Below are 17,759 nucleotides of genomic sequence, written 5' to 3'. Positions count from 1 at the left end.
TGTTTTTCAAACATAGAACTCACTGGAGTTAATCATAACCAACGATCCAAGAGCATGACCGCTAGGAAAACTCTAAGATTTTTCTACTATTAATCGAGTTTAAAGTTGGGGACGGGGTTTATCGAAGGCAAATGTTTCTTTCTCTAGTACCTCTTCAGAAAATTTTGCGACGACAAATAAAATTAGTAAACAGATAGCTAGTCCAAAAATCCCAAGTGTGGCTATCAAAGATGTTAAACGAGGATGTATTTGACGCAGCCAAAAAGCTGAAAGAAAACGATCGTAGTCGCTCTAATATCGTTCGTCGTTAGAAACCCTAGCTGCGAGTAGTCTTCTCTGCTTTAAAGTGGTGAACAGGATACAAACTCCGAGTATCGATGCAAGAACTAGCGATGAGCCGATTGTACCAAAAGCAAGACCACCTTTTTCGTGAGATTTTGTCAGAACATCTCCGAATGTTGCACCAAAAGGTCGGGTGAGGACAAATGCAATCCAAAACAACATGACTGAGGAAAATTCGGTAAAATAGTGCGCTACCAATACTAGGGCAAGCAAACCAGAAATTAGCATTGCTCCTCCTACAAATCCAAGTCCAGAAGTATCGGCTAGGAAGTCACCCAAGGCAGTTCCCAAAGTATTGGAAAATAGAATTGTTGTCCAATAAAGAATTTCAACTTTAGGCGTTTTGATGTTAGTAACAGATAAAGATCCAACACTAAATTTCCAAAATGCCAACATAATTAAAAGGAGAGTGACTAAAATCATAGACCCCGTAGCGTAGCCCAGTTTTAAAGTGCGATCCATGAAATCTGACATAGTTGTACCAGCCGTACTGGTAGAAAGGATGACAGTCCAATAAAGTAATGGGTTATAGCTTTTCGACACCAATTGAGTCACAAGCGTTGCTAAAAACACTCCAATCAAGATCGTAGAGCTAATCGCATAGCCCACATTTAGGGTCATCGATAAAAGGTCTCCTGCTGTTTCTCCCAAGGTGGTAGCGCATATTTTCATAATCCAGAAAAAAGCAGTGATTGCTGGCAGTTTACTCATTTTTACTCCTATTTAATGTCAAAATAACTTACTTAATTTGAATTTGCGGCTTTATCGTAAAGAGAAAAAGTCTAGAATTTGAAAAGATTTGGCTGGGCGATAAAAGTCACATCGATCGCATATGGGAAAATTGAAAACACATTCAGCACGAAAATACTTACTGTAGCGGCGATTGCAAAGTACTACCGAAATTGCCAGGTTACAAAAAGAGGGCATTGCGCTTTCAGTCCTGTCGGTCAATCGACGTTAAGGCGGGTTTCTTGTGCTTAAGGCTTAAGTAAATAACCAGGCTTGCGATGACAGAAAGAAAAACCATACTCGTTCCAGTCGTACCCCAACCAAGACCACCTACTTTTGCAGGTTGTGATAGTAAATCGCCTATCGATGCTCCAAACGGACGAGTCAAGATGTAAGCTATCCAAAATGCTAAAACTGCATTCATTCGGAAGTAATAATAGGCGATCGTTGTTGCTGCAATTGCAGTCCCAAATATTAATGCTGATTGTGCATAACCCAATCCCGAAGCCTCTGCTAAGTAGTCTCCCGTTGAAGTACCTAAAGCAAACGTCAATAAAATAGCCGCCCAATAATATAACTCTCTTTTGGCTGTATTGATAGAGTGCATGGCTAATGTCCTTTCGCTCTTATACCAAAGCGCAAAAACGACCAACAAAGCGACACTAAAAACGATGTTAGTTGTCATCAAAGTCACTCCAAACTCGTCTACCAATCGATCGGTAATTAGCGTGCCAACAATACTTACCAAAACGACCACAAGCCAGTAACTCACTGGGACATACCGTTCAAGTCTAAACTGATTTAAAAGCGCAAGCAGCAACAAGCTGCCCATAATATAAGATGTACCACTTAAACCAAATTTCATCGCGAATGCTAAAAAATCTGCCGCAGTTTCACCTACTGTAGTTGCCAGAATCTTAATCATCCAAAAGTAAATTGTGACTTCTGGAACTCTGTTTAACAGCTTATTCATGGCATTTCTCCGTTAATGTTCTATCGATTGGTCTACCTTATGTCCCAAGTGTCAAGAACTTTGCAAGATTTAGTTTTTATTTAGACTATTTCTCGTCGCTAAACTAAAAGGTCGTTTATTTCTCGTTTATTTTTTACAGAAACTGACAGAGTTTTAGCTATGGTAAATTGTCACGCGATCGAAAACATTCCCATCGCTGCCGATCGCTTGAGCTTCGATTCTGTCTGAATAAACTTCAAAACTCACAAAACTCAATTTTGAAGCTGAAAATGCTGTCCAAGAAGAATGTTTTACTGGACGAAGCTTTGCTCCCGCACACAAGTAATATAGGTAGTTCCTTGAAATGACCCCCGATTTTCGGACAGGAGGCTAAGAGTAGTATCCTTGTTCTTGAAAGGGGGCAATTATGACAGTAAACCGTCGTCAATACACCGCAGAGTTCAAAGCCAAAGTCGTCCTGCAACTGCTGAGTGGCGAAAAGACACCGAGGGCTCTGTGCCGAGCGCACAAGCTGAATCCAAACGTGCTGAATCGGTGGCGCCAAGAATTCTTGGAGCAGGCACCGAGCATTTTCGAGCGGGGTGAAGTGGGCAGCGAGCAAGAACAGAAGATTGCCGAGTTGGAGCGGTTGGTGGGGCAATTAACGGTTCAACTTGAGAGCGCAAAAAAAGCCTCGAGTTACTTGAGCCTGGACAAAAACGGGAGACGGTGATGCAGTTGAGCCAGGAGGAGCCGATTGCAACCCTGTGCCAGGTGTTGAACTACCCGCGCAGCCAGGTTTACTACCAGTCGCAGCCACCGCCAGACGAAACCGAGATCGAGGAGGCGATTGTCAAGCTTTGTGGGCAGCATCCGACCTATGGGTATCGTCGCATCACGGCGATGTTACAACGTCAAGGACAGGAGATTAACCACAAACGGGTAGCGCGACTGATGCAGGAACTTGGCTTGGCTGGCAAGCAACCTGTGAGGCGGAAACGGACGACCAACAGCCACCATGGCTTTCGGCGATATCCGAACCTGGTGATGGATTTAGCAATCGAGCGACCAGAGCAAGTTTGAATGGGGGACATCAGGTACATCAGGCTGCAACAGGAGTTTGTGTACTTAGCAGTGTTAATGGATGTGTTCGCGCGCAGTATTCGGGGATGGCATCTGGCGAGGAGCATGGAGGTGAGCTTGACGATTACGGCTCCGAACAACAAGGGTCTGGCAAAGGGGCGACCGGAGATACATCATTCCGAGCGAGGGGTGCAATATGCAGCGAATGAGTATGTCAAGCTGCTAGAGGAGCACACAGTCAAAATCAGCGTGGCAGAAGTAGGGCAGGCATGGCAGAACGGTTATGCAGAACGATTGATGCGAACGCTCAAAGAGGAAGAAGTTGACTTATCGGAGTATCGCAATTTGGCAGAAGCGTATGAACAGATTGAACAGTTTTGAGAGGATGTGTACATGAAGAAGAGAATACATTCATCATTGGGTTATCTAACCCCAGATGAATATGAGAAGCAATGGAATGAACAACAAAAAGGAAATGTGATATGAAAGAGACACATCCTTAAAGTCTTCGATCTTCTGTCCGAATTCATGGGTTCACTTCAAAAAATACCTCTACTAACAGTAGTACCTACAGTGATAGTTACAGTAGTTACAGTGCTTATAGTCCTGGTTCAAGGGTAATATGGTAGCGCATTAATATTGATGCAAAATGGGCTTACACTAAACGGTTGGCGCTCATATTAATCTGATTCTGGCTGATGGTAGCATTCTATTATCGCGGCATGGCAGAGGAAAACGTTAAACTCAAAGTGAGACAATGTTTGCCAGCCTTCCGTAGACCTGCAAAATTTGGAGGAACGGTCGCCTTATCCTGTTGCCGCAGAGATTAAATTAGCGCTGCAATCAACAGCAACAAAACTGACTCAGGCAGGAATTCCCCTTAAAAAGTACGTTTCCAATTTTGATTTTCCTGCCGCATGGCAAATCTACTACAAGCTTGCAGCCTACAATTTGATCTACGCCTAATCCCTAACGGTTGCTGATATCCAGAAGAATCTGGCTTTTTTATTTCGAGATGGCACGCAAAGCGATCGCTCAGGAGATCGATCGAGTCGTTGGTGGATTTCAACGCCCTTCTGGTTATTGAAACCATTAGATTTGATCTGATGGCACAGAAGTAAGAATGGTCAACATTGAGATTGGTGGGTAGTTCCGGCGACATAACAAGTCGATGGAGGAGCGATTTGAAGACTTTTTGCTTCGTTTCGATTTAGGTCTGTCGGAAGCAATTTCAAATGAACAAGTAGAGACAGCTAGGGCAACTCTAGTAGGCTTTACATTAGCGTTGAGGTTAAAATTACATATATTCTGTCGGCAGTTATAGCCGTCACTAGTAAGGTTTCCTTACATGTGGAGTCTTCTTATGCCCCAAGCCTTGAAAGCAGTTTACCGCAGTGGTACATTTATTCTTCAAACAGCCTGTAATTTGCCTGAAGGCGTTGAAGTTGAGCTTTTTGTACAATCACCCCAAATTGCTCCACCCAAGATTGCCGACATTGCCGCCAGACAAAATTTTCTAAAGCTACTTGTTGAGCAAATGCAACAAAACCCCATTCCCTCTAATGCTCCTCGTTTTACACGGGATATGCTGCATGAACGCCGTTGACACAAATATCTTGATTGATGTTAGTGATCCCCGCGATCCCGCTAAACAGAACAATGGCGGCTTCTTTGGTGTCTTCATTAACAGACGGGGTTTTGATCTGGCAAGTTGCGTGTGAGTATTTGGCAGCAAGTCGTAAGCTAGAGCCGTTGGGGTATGACAGAGAACAAGCATATCAATATATTCGAGACTTGCAACAGGTTTGGTACACTGCTTTGCCAAGCTGGGCTTTAATTGATCGTGCTGAAGAATTGATGAGTCGCTTCAGTCTGTCCCATTGGGACTCAATGATAGCGAGTCGTTTTTGCTCGCTTTGCGTTGATTCCCTGTCCCAAATCGATATTTAAAACTTCTCGATATAGAAATAAAAGTGCATTAAAAGCCTGATTTTGAGTAGAGGCAGATACTTTTTCCTGAACTGCCAAATGGGTCAAAAAAGCTTCGACTTCATCTACCCCCATATCCTTGGGATGGCGCTTATCATGAAAAAATATATAACGTCGAATCCAAGAAATATAAGTTTTTTCAGTGCTGTAGGAATAATGCTTAAGGCGTATTATATCCTGAACCTGTTCCATCAACTTCTTTGGTGGTTTTGCCATAGTTTTGATATTTGGAAAAATTCTGTATATTGTCCTAATTCAGGATGATATTCGGAAATTTTCGGAATATCAGGGTAATTATACGGAAACTTTCCATTTTTCTCCCTCTAAATGGGTGAATATACAGAAGAAGTATAGATATTGCCGGAAAAAGGATGATATGTGGAAACTTTGTAAATTATCTATGACAAATTGGGTAAATATGCGGAAAGCTTCTGTACACTTTTCATATTCCGATAAATTCCATATATTATGATTTATGAGTCTTATATTCCGGTTACTGCAATACTCCACGATTACATATGTGGAAACTGTCAGTAGAATAAATAGTTATGCATTCACTTACTAGTTCTTTGGAGGCTCTTAGTTGAATTTTCAATTTTTAGTCTTTGATCATGTAGAAGAGCTTGATTTAGTCGGTTCGTGGGAGATGGTTGGTCTGCTAGCTGAACAAAAGCAGTGTAGTTCTCCGAGACTAGTTACTCTTAATGCAATGACCCCGGTGGGTGAACATGGGATGCGGTTTGTCGCTGATGTACACTTTTCGGAAGCTGAAGCGCCTGATGTTATCTTTGTACCGGGCGGCAGTGGAAGTAGAATCGCAATGGAAGATCCGAGCGTCATTGCTTATCTACAAGAGCAAAGCAATCGCTGCAAGGCTATACTGTCTGTCTGTACTGGTAGCTTTTTGATGCAGAAGGCTGGACTATTTAAAGGTCATCGTGCTACGACACATTGGGCATTTTTAAGTCATCTGAGAGAAGACCCAGAAGTTACAGTTGTTGAAGAGCGATTCGTTCATGATGGCAATATCTGGTCTTCCGGTGGAGTATCGGCAGGGATGGATATGATGCTTGCATTTATCGCCCATTCATTTGGTCATGATGTAGCAGCCAGCATACAACTTTCCGCCGAGTATTTCCCTGCAACAACAATGTATGGTCGTCCGTTCGAGAGAAGTGATGTTTCAGAGTATATTCGTGCGTTGGGGAAAAATGCATAACAAGCCCGTTGCACACCGACTATACAGAGTCTCTTTGTTGCATCCGAGAGGTTATTCGCGGCGGGTGAACGGGAGCGTTAGCTGGCTCCGCACGCGGCAATTGCATTTGTAGATAGGGCGATTGACTATCAGTTAAGGCACGTCGATGAGGCGATCAATAATGAAGAATAGTTAAGTGTAGTTAAAACTGTAGTGGTAAACATGGATTCAGAAATTGAAAACCAAATTCGTGAGTGTGAAGCGAGACTTTATACCGCAATGTCAGCCTCTGATGTACCTGAACTAGATATACTCATTGCCGATGATCTACTTTTCGCTGGGCCAACTGGTGAACTGGCAACTAAAGCAATGGATTTAGACTTGCACCGTACTGGCGGTACTCAGTTTCACGAGTTTGTGCCTAAAGAGCTAGAAATACGTGTTTGGAGCGAACACTTTGCTCTTGCGTCGGCTAAAATCTTCTTGAGCGGCACGTATTTAGGAAATGCCTTCGCAGGTGATTACCGCTATATGAGAGTTTGGCGTAGAGGCAAAAGCGGCTGGCAAATCGTTGGTGGCAGCGTTAGCGCAATGGTTTGAAGTTCTAAACTTTCTCAAGCTTTCACAGTGGGTAATGTTCGAGTCATTGAGATTTATCAGTGGTGTTACCCAGCTAACAATTCGCTCGGAGCGGACTGCTGAAAAAACTCGGTGTATTGCAAAGATTGCTGACAGCCGCTCAAGCGAACCGTTGGGCTGCTTCAAACTATTGTTGAAGCGATCGCTTGAAGTTTGCTCTACTGGGTAGAGAGCTATAACAATATAAGTGCGTTGTATTTTTACTTCAAGCCAATTTTCTGCTAAACACAGATCGCCAGCGCCAAAATAGAAGCGAACTCATCGTCAGCGTGAATAGGATTGCAGCAAGCCATCCGCCCAAAACACCCCATCCCAGTTGCGGCAAGAAATCGACTAGTCCTTCTCCTTGCCCAAACGTCAGAATGTGAGTTAATGGTACAAAGCCAAACCAGTTCAAGAGAATAGCAAGCAGGCTAGGCAATCTAACGTCCCCAATTCCCTGGAGACAAAATGCACTGCCAATACTGATCGCATTGAATATGTTGTAGACCACTGCTAACCACAGTAGGATTTGACTCAAGGTCATCACCGCTTCAGCGTACAGATCGGTTGAAGGGGTAAATAACGGGATGAGCCATTGTCCGTTGAGTGCAAGCACTATACTGACTGCAACGGTGTATAAAATGCAGAGCGCGATCGCCACATTCCCAACTCGTTTTGCCCAGCGCCAATCTCCAGCTCCAATGGATTGACCCACTAGGGTTGTCCCGGCTTGGGCAATCCCTAACGTTGGCATATACGCCGTTGAAATCAGCATCATCACAATTTGAGTGGCGGCTCCTTCGACAACACCCAACTTGACCTGCATAATTTGAAACAGTGCCAATCCAGTCAGGTCTGAGGTCAGCAACAATCCCAGAGGCACTCCGAAAGCGAACAGATACCGAATAGCTTGCCAGTGCGGTTGCCAAACTCGGTGCGACTCAAACTGTCGGCGAATTTTACGACTGAGAAATATGCCGAGCAGAAATAACATCCCACATAATAACGAAAGGGTTGTTGCCCATGCTGCTCCTGTCATCCCTAAACCGACTCGAAACATTAACCATTCATTCAGAGCAATGTTGATGACGGTGGTGGCGATCGCAACCATGAATGTCACAATCGGCTGTCCGATTCCGTTAAAAAAAGCAGTCAGTGCAAAATTCGCAACGGCGATCGCTCCTCCGAATAACCGTGGCATCCAGTAGTCTATCGCTAACTGCTCTACCGTTGGGGATAGTTGGAATAGCGAGAACAGCCCAGAGCCAGAGAATGCTAACAAAACAAACACAGGTAAGAGCAACAATGCACTCCAGCAACCTGTCCAAACAGCTTGAGCTGCCTGTCGTCGATTGCCCTCTCCATAGGCTTGAGCCACTAGAGTTTGGACGTACATTCCTACGCCACCCAATAAAGTGAACAGAACAATGACCAGAAAATACAGAGTCCCCATTGCTGCGATCGCATCAGTGGAGATTCGCCCAATGAACCAGGAATCAGTGAGATTAAGGAATGCTTGAACACCGCTATTGAGAAACAGAGGTAATATCAATCTGAAAACAGCACGATAATCTATACAGCGTTTACCCCGATCATCAACTTTGAGAGCAGGAAGTAATAATTCTGAATAGCTTGCCACCAATAACCTCTACTTGTGGTTGAATGACTACCAAATGGCAACAAGATTCTGAATCGCGATATGAGCCTCCCTGAGAGATTGTTGTCTGGACTCATCTCCCATCGTTAAATTTTCGGCATGGATAAAGGTGATATCTGTAATCCCAATGAACTCAAAAACAGTTCGCAGATAGGGTTCTTGGAAGTCAAGCTGATTTGAGGATGCGTCAGAGTAACTTCCACCCCGTGTAGTGATGATCAACATTTTTTTATTTTTGACTAATCCTTGCCAATCCGAAGTAAACGTGCGATTTACGCGCACAATCTGATCAATGTAGGCTTTGAAATTAGCTGAAATACTGAAGTTATACATGGGAATTCCAAAGACATAGCGATCGGCAATCAGTAACTCATCAATTAACTCATCAGAGACGCTCAAAGCACTAGCAAGTTCAGGTGCTAAATCCTCAGACTTGCTGAACGATGCAGCAATCCACGCCTCATCAACAGGTGGAACTGGATATTGACCAACATCGCGGTAGGTGACGCGATCGCCTGGGTGAATTTGAAGCCAACGGGCAACGAATTCCTTCGTCAATGCACGCGAAATAGAGCGACTTCCTCGAGAGCTGGAGTCAAGATGCAGAATACAGGACATGATTAAAGTGTTCGTTTCAGAGGCGTTAGCTATTCCTGCTGTGGCTCTGGCATCAGGAGAAAGCAGCCTATCGTAAAAGACAAGCAGGCACACAAACGAATAATCGAGCGAACGGATCAGGTCTCAGCCGCTTCAAGGCTGGCAGCAAACGTAAAAATCAGGCTGCCGACCAAAAATAATCCATTGCCAAATCAGGCGTGATTCATCCTGCTCAAAAGCCACAACTCAGTGAACATCTACAGTATGAAGATGATGAACCGTTGATTTCTTGCCGGATCTCCCGATTCTTGGCACATTCTCACTGGTTGTTAAGAAAGACTTTGGGCGTGACTCCCATCCATCGTTTGAAGTGGCGATTGAAATGACTTTGATGGGCAAACCCGACCTGAAGCGCAATGTCCGCGATCGCCAACTCACCCTCAATTAACAATTGCTTTGCCCGCTCAACTCGATGCCGAATCACATACTGATGGGGTGTGAATCCAGTTGATTGCTTGAAAAGCTGTGTGAAGTAATTCGGGCTCATGTGGGCGACAGCCGCAAGTTCAGCTAGGGTTAAGTCGCGATCGAGATAAGCATCAATATATTCGATCACCTGCCGTAACCGATAGATTGGCAACCCACCTTCTTGGGCTGAGAGGATTGGTTTTTGGGCAGCATAGTGACGCAGCAGATGGATAAATAGCGTGGTGCTGAGCGAATCTGCATAAAGTCGCCCGCCCAAGTTGTTCGACTCAAGTTCAGCTTTCAGAGCCAATCCTATTCGATGAACTAACGGATCAGCCGTAGCAAAATGAGGCACCAATTCAGCCCTGTCCCAGCTTTCCGTTGATTGTACCACGCTGAGAAATGCGGTTGGATCAAGACTAAGAATCAGGTAGCGATGCTCTGTGTCCCAACGAGCGTAGTGAGGCGTATAGGCTGGAACAATCAGAATATCGCCAACCTGAAACTGGTTTTCTTGAAATTTTGCATCGAGTTTTTGTTCAGCCTGAGTCGGAATCTCTAGGTGAACTAGAATTAAGTGCTGATTAGAGATGGTTTCAGGAATTTCATGGGGAGGATGTTGATAGTAGCTCAAATGGATTCCGTTCCACTGGCCCAGTTTGCTTGAAAGGAGCGAACCAGAGGGGAAAACCTGCAAAACCTCACTGTCTCTAGTGAAGTCAATCGCCACCGCATTACATACGGGTTGTTTTTTGGTTTCAGGGAGAGCTTGTTTCATACAACTAGCTTGTCTATGTCTAAAAGCTGCTGAAATACTGTAGTCATTTCGATTATGATTTATCAATTCACACCGTGCAAGTGCATGAGTAGTTTTAGCTCTTGCCAGCAGCCCAACACTGCTGTGGAGCGGACAGCTTAGAGATCTCAATGCTGAGTTTTAGGTAATCTGCTGCCGCTCACCTCTGCCGTTAGACGGCAAAAGCTTATTGGTATTAGAGCTAGCAAAAATCCAGATGAGTACAGAAAATCAAATTGAGGACATTGCCCCTTTAACTAATTTACACCGTGGACTTGACCGGAAAGGGCCAGGTGACTCCGACTTCTCGTGCAATATTTTGAGCAATCTTTCGACTTTGCCGCTCAAGCCGCGAATTGCCGATTTAGGATGTGGAAGCGGTGCCAGCGCATTGCTGCTTGCACAACACTACCAAAGCACCGTTGTGGCTGTAGATGCCTCGTTGGTTTTTATCAACGAACTCAAAGCTCGCGCCAAACAGCTTAGTCTTGAGCATTTAATCATTCCAATTCAGGGTGACATGGCTAAGCTCGATTGGTCAGTGGGTTCGGTTGATCTGCTTTGGTCTGAGGGGGCTGCTTATAATCTTGGGTTTGAGCAGGCTCTTAAAATCTGGCGACCGCTTCTTTCAGACAGTGGTATTGCCGTCATATCAGAGATGAGTTGGTTTGCTGATAATGTGGCAGAGCCTGCGATTGCGTTTTGGCGAAATGCCTATCCGATGATGGGTACCGAGGCTGAGAATATTGATCGAGCTAATAGGTCTAGCTTTAGCATACTTTCTACGCATCGGCTGCCAATTCAGGCTTGGTGGGTCAATTATTATGAACCGCTCCGTGAGCGGATGCAGCAGATTAAAATCACCCCCAGTACTCAATCCGTTATTCGTGAAATTGAAGAAGAGATGAGACTGTTTGAAAAATTCAGCGACTTCTATGGTTATACATTCTATGTTCTGCAAGCAGCCTAGAAAAAAGCTGTCTAACAATGGTGGTGGCAGTAGTTAGAAGTTATCTGTCAGCGTTGAAACTTGAATTAGCGTAAAGTTAATGGAAAAGAGGCAGTTTCTAGATTGTCGATGAGGTTATCCTATGAAAATAAGGTTATTTGAAAAGCAAGATGCAGAAAAAGTAGCACGGTTGTTTCATGAAACAGTACGCGAAATAAACAGCCGCGATTACTCAAGCAGTCAAGTTGAGGCATGGGCACCTGAAAATATTCATTTCAGAGATTGGGAAAAGATCTGCTCAAATCGATTCACCTATGTTGCTGATGATGAAGGTGTGATTACTGGATTCGGAGAGCTAGAGCCTAATGGTCATATTGACTGTTTTTACTGCCACAAAAACTATCAACGTTGTGGAGTGGGTAGTCAAATCTATCAAGCGATTGAAGCAAAGGCTTTAGACTTGGGAGTAGTCTATCTAATGACTGAAGCAAGCATCACGGCAAAACCATTTTTTCAACGTATGGGGTTTTCAATCATTAAAGAGCAGGAGGTAACTTGTCGGGGCGAAATATTCATCAATTATATAATGGAGAAGTTGCTGTATAGTGCGGCATAACATCCCGTTTGGAGCGGACTAATACAGTTGGTTGGTGTTGTGGCAAAGTTTGCTAGCAACCGTTCAACTTAATCGTTGGGCGGCAGTTGTGGTATTGTCTGTATCACTGAGTGAGAAATTATTCTATTCCTAAGAGCATTGTTCAGCGAGAACATTTTGTATGTCCGAATTCGACCTCGAAATAACGCTGCGCGAGATCACTAAAGAAAACTGGCGTGATATTGTCCGATTAAAAGTAGCCCCACACCAAGAGCAGTTCGTGGCATCGAACGCCGCGTCTATCGCAGAAGCGCATTTTAATCCAGAGGTTGCTTGGTTCCGTGCGATCTACGCTGGCGATGTGCCAGTTGGTTTTTTAATGTTGGAAGACAATGTAGCTCAGCAAGAGTACTTTCTGTGGCGCTTTATGATCGCTGAGCAATACCAGGGGCGTGGGTACGGACGAAAGGCGCTGGAGTTGTTCTTCGCGCACGTCAAGACGCGCCCTGGAGCGGATGCGGTTGAAACAAGTTGTGTGCCAGCTAAAGGTGGTCCCAGTCCGTTTTACGAGAAGATGGGCTTTGTCTATACCGGAACAGAAGAAGAGAACGGCGAACTGTGTATGCGACGTGAATTGTGATCTAGAAATCTAGAAATGGTATGTGGGTAGAGAGCCGACTAACAATTCAAATGCAGGCGGACGGGCGAAAGTCGCTGGTGCTGAGTTCGAGGTGGTCTGCCGCCGCTGATTTGAGTCCGTTATGCCGCAAGTTCTCGGTAGGGACAGCAACCACAAAATTGCCTGTGAGGATTGGTAGTTAAGCGTTATTGCTAGGGTGTTTCATGGTCAGTTGTGTTTAAGCTCATACTATTGATTTGAGTAAGGCAGTAGGGGTAGTGTAAATGCAGCTACTGAAGTTCTTTAGGCTGGGAAGAAAAAGCAGAAAGCGGTTTTTCCAAGTTGTACTGGTTGTCTTCTTGTCTCTTAATGCTTTGTCTTACGTTGGTGCCTATGCCCTAACACACTTCAGTTCTCCCGGTCATTTTGGGTTGGGACTTCCTAGACCTACTAGCTCTAAACTCCCCAGTGATGTTGGATTTGAATATGTCACACAACGTATCCCCATTAATCGATCGGAGTGGTTAGAGACCTGGTTCATTCCTGCTCAACGTCCTGTATCTACTGGTACTGCCCTGCTATTTCCTGGTAATGGAGGTAGTAAGGCTAAACAACTTCTAGCCCCAGCTGAGGTGTTTCATCGTCTGGGCTACGACACTTTGCTTATTGATTTCCGAGGTGTAGGAGGTTCTAGCGGTAATACGACAACTCTAGGTGTACGGGAAGCTAAAGATGTTGCTCTGGCATTGAGTTACGCTCAACGTTCAAATCTTCAGCGTCCATTTGTTCTCTACGGTGTACCAATGGGAAGTGCAGCGATTCTAAAAGCAGTCGCCCACGAAAAAGTTAATCCTGATGCTGTGATTCTTGAACTTTCCTTTGCAAGACTGTTAGATGCGGTTAGAAGTCGATTAAGAGCAATCAGGATTCCAACATTTCCGATGGCTGAAATGCTTGTCTTCTGGGGAAGTATTTAGCATAGATTCAATGGTTTTACGCATAATCCAGTAACTTAGGCCAAGCAAGTTCGATGTCCTGCCTTGTTATTGTACGGCAGACTTGATAAATCGATCTCATTCGTTACCGGTAATTCAAACATCCACCTCATCGACACCACATTTATAAACTTTTGTTGCAATGCGAGTTAATCGGTGGAATGCCTACAGACAATTGTGAAACAGAAGAAGCGACATTTTTTGGAGAACAAGAAATTCCACAACTATCCCTAACTCGCGTCGTTCCCACTCAAATTGCTCGTCTGTTCGAGCATTATCGCAATCCCCATTAGCAAACAGATTTTGATTGATTGTAAAAGTGTTGTGCATGCGGCACTCAAAAATCGCTTATAACTGATAGAGAATCGGCAGCGTTTCTTTCTTGAGATATAAAGGGTGAGAAGGTTCTCCCGTGCAATTTTTTCCTAGACAATAAATCTTATCACGATCGCCAAACAAACTTATTACAGCTTGACTGCGGTTCAACCAACTCCCATGATTTCCCCAGGCAAAAATAATCTTTTGAGTTTGATGACTGAGTTTGAGAAGATAATTGTCATTTTCCCAACCGATGGGATCGACAACTTGACGCAATAGTTTGGGTTTTGCAGTTCGATAGGCGAAAAGATTGGCAACGGCTAGAGAACCGTAGCCCCAAGAGCTAGCCAAATAAATACACTTACGAATGGTAGGATCGTCTCTTTTGGCATCTGCCGTACTGGGATTGAGCATAATAAACCCAATTTGAGGTGCATTCTCGTCCCACTCTCGCCAGAGTAGATAGCGATAAACGCCTGTTGGATCGAATATTGCTTCTCGTCTCATAGAAACAGCATTAGATTTATATTTTGCACCAGCATGTCATCCTTCGCTGCTGCCCAACATGATAGAGACAAGATCTGAGTTAGACGAATCGCGATCGCTAAAATTTTTACTGTTAATTCAAAAGTTGCTGTAAATTAGTAATCCGAGGCACCCCTATGAGGACTTTGCATAGTGACCCTAAAAGAATTTGGTCTTTTACTTGTTTCTATTCTGACTAGCGTCGCCGGACAATTTTTCTTAAAAGCAGGGGCGTTAAAGTTAGGAAAAGTGAATGCTGGCAATGCCGTTAGTCATATTCTCAGCATTGTATTTACGCCAGAGTTAATTGTTGGTTTATTCTGCTACGGATTGGGCGCGATCGCGTACATTCTCTTGCTTACTCGCGTCAATCTCAGCGTTGCCGGACCCTCAGTCGCTCTAATTTACGTTTTCTCAGTCGTACTCGGCTACTTTATATACAAAGAAGCCATTCCGATTAGTCGTATAGTTGGGTTGGGATTTATTACCTGCGGCGTTATTCTGGTCGTTTGGCAACGCTAAGCGATTTCCCTACCCCGCTTGCCGTTCGTTTAAATTCAATACCTTAAAGGCTTGATTTTCAAACGCGGTGGGGAATTGAGAAGCTTTTTCATTGGAGATGACCCAATAATCTAGCTTATAGCGAGATTTGAGTTTGGCAACATCTTCATCGCGGAGGTTTTTGTATAAGTCATCGAGCTTTTTCATCGACTTGTTTAAATTTAGCCCCTTTTCGGTAATATCAAAACCCACTGCCTTAAGGCGTTCTACCCAAGGCGTAACAAAGGTTCTATCCCAAAGTATTGCTGAACCATCTTTCCAATTCATATAAACGGGACGTTTTGACTGCCCTCGGAATTGCTGCCAACCCAATCCAAACTCCGCTAGGAATACAGAATCAGTAGAGGTATTCTTTTGCGCCCAATTAGCAATTTCCTCAATAGTTGCGGAAGGGCGGTAGATAATTGCTGATGCTAAACTTTGACCCTTACCCCATCTCTCCTGTAAGCTCGTTATGCCGACAAAGACAACCCAAAGGGATAGCAGTAGGGCGATGCGGCTAGAACTTCCTCGACCGAGAATATAATACCAGACCGGATGAATCGCGATCGCGATTAGCGCTAAAGCTAAGATAAATGGTCCGACAATCGGATACCAAATGAGAAAGCTTGCGCTCAGCATAATTACCCAAAAGGCTCGTCGCGTCGTTCCTTTTGTGGTTTCCAGTTTGACGGCAAAAGCGCTAACCAAGGCAATGGCAGCGATTCCGTACCACAACGTTATCGCCCTCCCAGGATGCATGACGAGCATCGAAGGCGATTTAGTGACGTAGGCGGCGACAAAGGCATAAATCAGCCACAAAAAGCTAACGCCTGTCCAAATGTTACAGAGTTTCGATAATTGTCTGAAGCGATCGCAATTTTGATAAAGGAAGGCAAGTACTAAAGCTGCGATCGCGCCATACTTCCCAAATTCAATCTTATTCCAAGTCAACGGAAAGAGATGATGGGGAAAACGAACTTTACTAACTAAATACCATAAATCTTTATCTGCCGCTTCTCGACCGAAGGCAGAGAGGGTAAGAAGAATTCCCGGAGAAGCTAATAAAAGAAAGAGCAAAAATCCCAACAGCCATTTTTTCCAATTACGTAAATAATTGAAATCTAATAAAAATGCAGCTCCCAAGTAAGATAGAGCATAGGCTCCATACATACTATTACAATTAAAGCCAAGCGCCGTCCATAAAGCGACCAGCCAGGGATTTTGTTGGTAAAAAGCGGCAAAAGCTAATAAGAAAAAAGGAATCGACAAACCCGTTTGCTCGAAGTAATTAATGACTAGCGCATTGCCCCCTAAAGTCGGTCCTTCCAGCCCTAACGCTATCAATGCCATCGCCCCAATAATTGCTAATTTAGAGTGAGGAGCAAAGGTTTTAGCGGTATAGCCTGCTGCAAATATGACTAGCAATCTCTCTAAGACAAAAAGACTGAAAAGTAAGGGTTCTAAAGGAAAAATTCGATTGCCTAACGCGACGAGATACCAAACTGCCGAAGCGTAATAAGGTAAAGTTTGTCCAAAAGGATCGTTTGGATAGAGAGAGGGATCGTTAATGTAATGAACTAGCGGAATCTGAAGGGCTTGGTTTTCGGTATGAACTCTGTAACCCGTAACTAGAATAGAAACGAGCGAGAAGATTAATCCATAAATAGATACATCGAAAGCGAATGGAAATTCATATTTAAATTTCAAGAGGCGATCGCTTTTTGCCCAATTCTGTAGATTGCTCATCTTTAAACATTTAAAGATTTTCTAGCTTTATTTTGGTTGATTTAAGTCGCGATCGCTACTCTACATCTGGGAAATAATATCTACTAAAGCGGATTTTAGGGTTGAATATCGGTACTGAAAACCAATTGCCTCAGTTGCTTTGGGCAAAACTTGTTGACCTTCTAAAACGACTTTTGACCCTTCTCCGAGTAAAAGTTCTAGGGCAAAATCGGGCACGGGCAACCAAGAAGGACGATGAATCACTTCTCCTAAAGTCTGACTCAACTGACTCATGCGAACGGGATTGGGGGCGGTTGCATTAAATGTCCCTTCTATTTCGGGGCGTTTGAGAGCTTCTATAATCAAATTAACCAGATCGTCGCGATGAATCCAAGAAAACCACTGACGACCACTGCCGATAGGTCCTCCCGCAAACAGTTTAAAGGGAGGAATCATTCTGGCTAAGGCTCCCCCATTGCCCAATACGATACCAAACCGCAAAATAACCAAGCGAACGCCTGCTTCTATAACCTTGCTAGCTTCTGCCTCCCACGCTTGACAGACTTGAGCAAGAAAATCATTTCCCGGCGGGCTATTTTCATCAAAGGTTGCGGTTTCGCTCGTGCCATAATAGCCAATGGCGGAAGCATTTACCAGTGCCTTCGGTTTTGGCTCGGCTTGAGCGATTGCCTCGACAATTTTTCGGGTTCCCAGTTGGCGGCTTTCGAGAATTGCTTTTTTGTGTTCTGGAGACCAACGTTCCGAAATCGGTTCTCCTGCTAGATTGACGACGGCATCGCAGCCAACTACTTTTTGTTGCCAATCTCCCGATTGTATGGGAGTATAAGCGGCAATTTCTACATTAGGGAAGGCTGACGCGGGAAAAACTCGTCGAGCACGTTCTGGATTGCGAGTAAAGACTAAGATTTGATGGCCCTCTGCGTTCAGTTTTTCAACTAAGCGAGTGCCGACAAATCCGGTTGCTCCTGTAATTGCTATTTTCATCGTTATTAGTCATTGGTCATTGGTCATTGGTATTGGTCATTTGTTAATGGTTA

The 17,759-nt window shown here is 44.2% G+C and carries 18 protein-coding genes and 1 pseudogene; 10 read left to right on the top strand and 9 right to left on the bottom strand.

Going from position 1 to position 17,759, the window contains the following annotated elements:
- Nucleotides 1-291: 291 nt before the first annotated feature.
- Together PLE7327_RS13655 and PLE7327_RS13650 are read right to left on the bottom strand one after the other, a co-directional pair.
- Nucleotides 292-1,053: a membrane-anchored protein gene (locus PLE7327_RS13655; RefSeq protein WP_015144397.1), complete on the bottom strand. Its 762-nt coding sequence runs from the start codon at nt 1,051-1,053 to the stop codon at nt 292-294.
- A gap of 223 nt (nt 1,054-1,276) precedes the next feature.
- On the bottom strand, nt 1,277-2,044 hold the full coding sequence (locus PLE7327_RS13650; RefSeq protein WP_015144396.1) for a membrane-anchored protein: 768 nt from the start codon (nt 2,042-2,044) through the stop codon (nt 1,277-1,279).
- Between the two features lie 406 nt (nt 2,045-2,450).
- On the opposite strand from PLE7327_RS13650, the pseudogene PLE7327_RS13640 reads away from it, so the two are divergent.
- Both PLE7327_RS13640 and PLE7327_RS13635 read left to right on the top strand, forming a co-directional pair.
- Nucleotides 2,451-3,592: pseudogene (locus PLE7327_RS13640) on the top strand (IS3 family transposase).
- An 877-nt stretch (nt 3,593-4,469) separates the two neighbouring features.
- Entirely contained in the window at nt 4,470-4,712 is a 243-nt protein-coding gene (locus PLE7327_RS13635) for an antitoxin family protein (RefSeq protein ID WP_015144395.1), read from the top strand.
- 281 nt (nt 4,713-4,993) lie between these two features.
- Here PLE7327_RS13635 and PLE7327_RS13630 read toward each other — a convergent pair whose 3' ends face one another.
- Complete coding sequence (locus PLE7327_RS13630) at nt 4,994-5,311, bottom strand: phage integrase N-terminal SAM-like domain-containing protein (RefSeq protein ID WP_015144393.1); 318 nt, start codon at nt 5,309-5,311, stop codon at nt 4,994-4,996.
- A gap of 367 nt (nt 5,312-5,678) precedes the next feature.
- On the opposite strand from PLE7327_RS13630, the gene PLE7327_RS13625 reads away from it, so the two are divergent.
- Nucleotides 5,679-6,314, top strand: a complete 636-nt coding sequence (locus PLE7327_RS13625) for a DJ-1/PfpI family protein (protein WP_015144392.1) — start codon at nt 5,679-5,681, stop codon at nt 6,312-6,314.
- A 201-nt stretch (nt 6,315-6,515) separates the two neighbouring features.
- Nucleotides 6,516-6,893 (top strand): nuclear transport factor 2 family protein, encoded by a 378-nt coding sequence (locus PLE7327_RS13620; protein ID WP_015144391.1) that lies wholly within the window; start codon nt 6,516-6,518, stop codon nt 6,891-6,893.
- Nucleotides 6,894-7,137: 244 nt separating this feature from the next.
- On the opposite strand, the gene PLE7327_RS13615 is transcribed toward PLE7327_RS13620, so the two are convergent.
- The 3 genes from PLE7327_RS13615 to PLE7327_RS13605 form a co-directional block, all read right to left on the bottom strand.
- Nucleotides 7,138-8,553, bottom strand: a complete 1,416-nt coding sequence (locus PLE7327_RS13615; RefSeq protein WP_015144390.1) for an MATE family efflux transporter — start codon at nt 8,551-8,553, stop codon at nt 7,138-7,140.
- Between the two features lie 27 nt (nt 8,554-8,580).
- The gene (locus PLE7327_RS13610) at nt 8,581-9,189 is read right to left on the bottom strand and encodes an FMN-dependent NADH-azoreductase (protein ID WP_015144389.1); all 609 of its coding nucleotides are present in this window, start codon (nt 9,187-9,189) and stop codon (nt 8,581-8,583) included.
- Between the two features lie 298 nt (nt 9,190-9,487).
- Nucleotides 9,488-10,414 carry an AraC family transcriptional regulator gene (locus tag PLE7327_RS13605; protein ID WP_015144388.1) on the bottom strand — a complete coding sequence of 309 codons (927 nt, stop codon included), beginning with the start codon at nt 10,412-10,414 and terminating at the stop codon, nt 9,488-9,490.
- 235 nt (nt 10,415-10,649) lie between these two features.
- Between PLE7327_RS13605 and PLE7327_RS13600 the strand changes: the two genes are divergently transcribed.
- From PLE7327_RS13600 to PLE7327_RS26165, 5 genes are all read left to right on the top strand, one after another.
- A complete protein-coding gene (locus PLE7327_RS13600) occupies nt 10,650-11,402 on the top strand; it encodes a cyclopropane-fatty-acyl-phospholipid synthase family protein (RefSeq protein ID WP_015144387.1) in 753 nt (250 codons plus the stop codon).
- 121 nt (nt 11,403-11,523) lie between these two features.
- On the top strand, nt 11,524-11,997 hold the full coding sequence (locus PLE7327_RS13595) for a GNAT family N-acetyltransferase (RefSeq protein WP_015144386.1): 474 nt from the start codon (nt 11,524-11,526) through the stop codon (nt 11,995-11,997).
- Nucleotides 11,998-12,157: 160 nt separating this feature from the next.
- Nucleotides 12,158-12,616, top strand: a complete 459-nt coding sequence (locus PLE7327_RS13590) for a GNAT family N-acetyltransferase (protein ID WP_015144385.1) — start codon at nt 12,158-12,160, stop codon at nt 12,614-12,616.
- A 263-nt stretch (nt 12,617-12,879) separates the two neighbouring features.
- Nucleotides 12,880-13,572, top strand: coding sequence for an alpha/beta hydrolase (locus tag PLE7327_RS13585; protein WP_051036439.1), 693 nt, complete (start codon nt 12,880-12,882; stop codon nt 13,570-13,572).
- Nucleotides 13,573-13,751: 179 nt separating this feature from the next.
- Nucleotides 13,752-13,883, top strand: coding sequence for a hypothetical protein (locus PLE7327_RS26165; protein WP_256377692.1), 132 nt, complete (start codon nt 13,752-13,754; stop codon nt 13,881-13,883).
- Between the two features lie 55 nt (nt 13,884-13,938).
- Here PLE7327_RS26165 and PLE7327_RS13580 read toward each other — a convergent pair whose 3' ends face one another.
- Nucleotides 13,939-14,415 carry a DUF1643 domain-containing protein gene (locus PLE7327_RS13580; RefSeq protein ID WP_015144384.1) on the bottom strand — a complete coding sequence of 159 codons (477 nt, stop codon included), beginning with the start codon at nt 14,413-14,415 and terminating at the stop codon, nt 13,939-13,941.
- 171 nt (nt 14,416-14,586) lie between these two features.
- Between PLE7327_RS13580 and PLE7327_RS13575 the strand changes: the two genes are divergently transcribed.
- Nucleotides 14,587-14,955, top strand: coding sequence for an EamA family transporter (locus tag PLE7327_RS13575; protein WP_015144383.1), 369 nt, complete (start codon nt 14,587-14,589; stop codon nt 14,953-14,955).
- A gap of 9 nt (nt 14,956-14,964) precedes the next feature.
- Here PLE7327_RS13575 and PLE7327_RS13570 read toward each other — a convergent pair whose 3' ends face one another.
- Nucleotides 14,965-16,722, bottom strand: a complete 1,758-nt coding sequence (locus PLE7327_RS13570; RefSeq protein WP_015144382.1) for a DUF6798 domain-containing protein — start codon at nt 16,720-16,722, stop codon at nt 14,965-14,967.
- Nucleotides 16,723-16,782: 60 nt separating this feature from the next.
- On the bottom strand, nt 16,783-17,706 hold the full coding sequence (locus PLE7327_RS13565; RefSeq protein WP_015144381.1) for a TIGR01777 family oxidoreductase: 924 nt from the start codon (nt 17,704-17,706) through the stop codon (nt 16,783-16,785).
- Between the last annotated feature and the right edge of the window lie 53 nt (nt 17,707-17,759).

It is taken from the genome of Pleurocapsa sp. PCC 7327 (assembly GCF_000317025.1).
GTDB lineage: Bacteria > Cyanobacteriota > Cyanobacteriia > Cyanobacteriales > Microcystaceae > Hydrococcus.
This window is presented reverse-complemented; position numbering and strand designations above follow the sequence as displayed.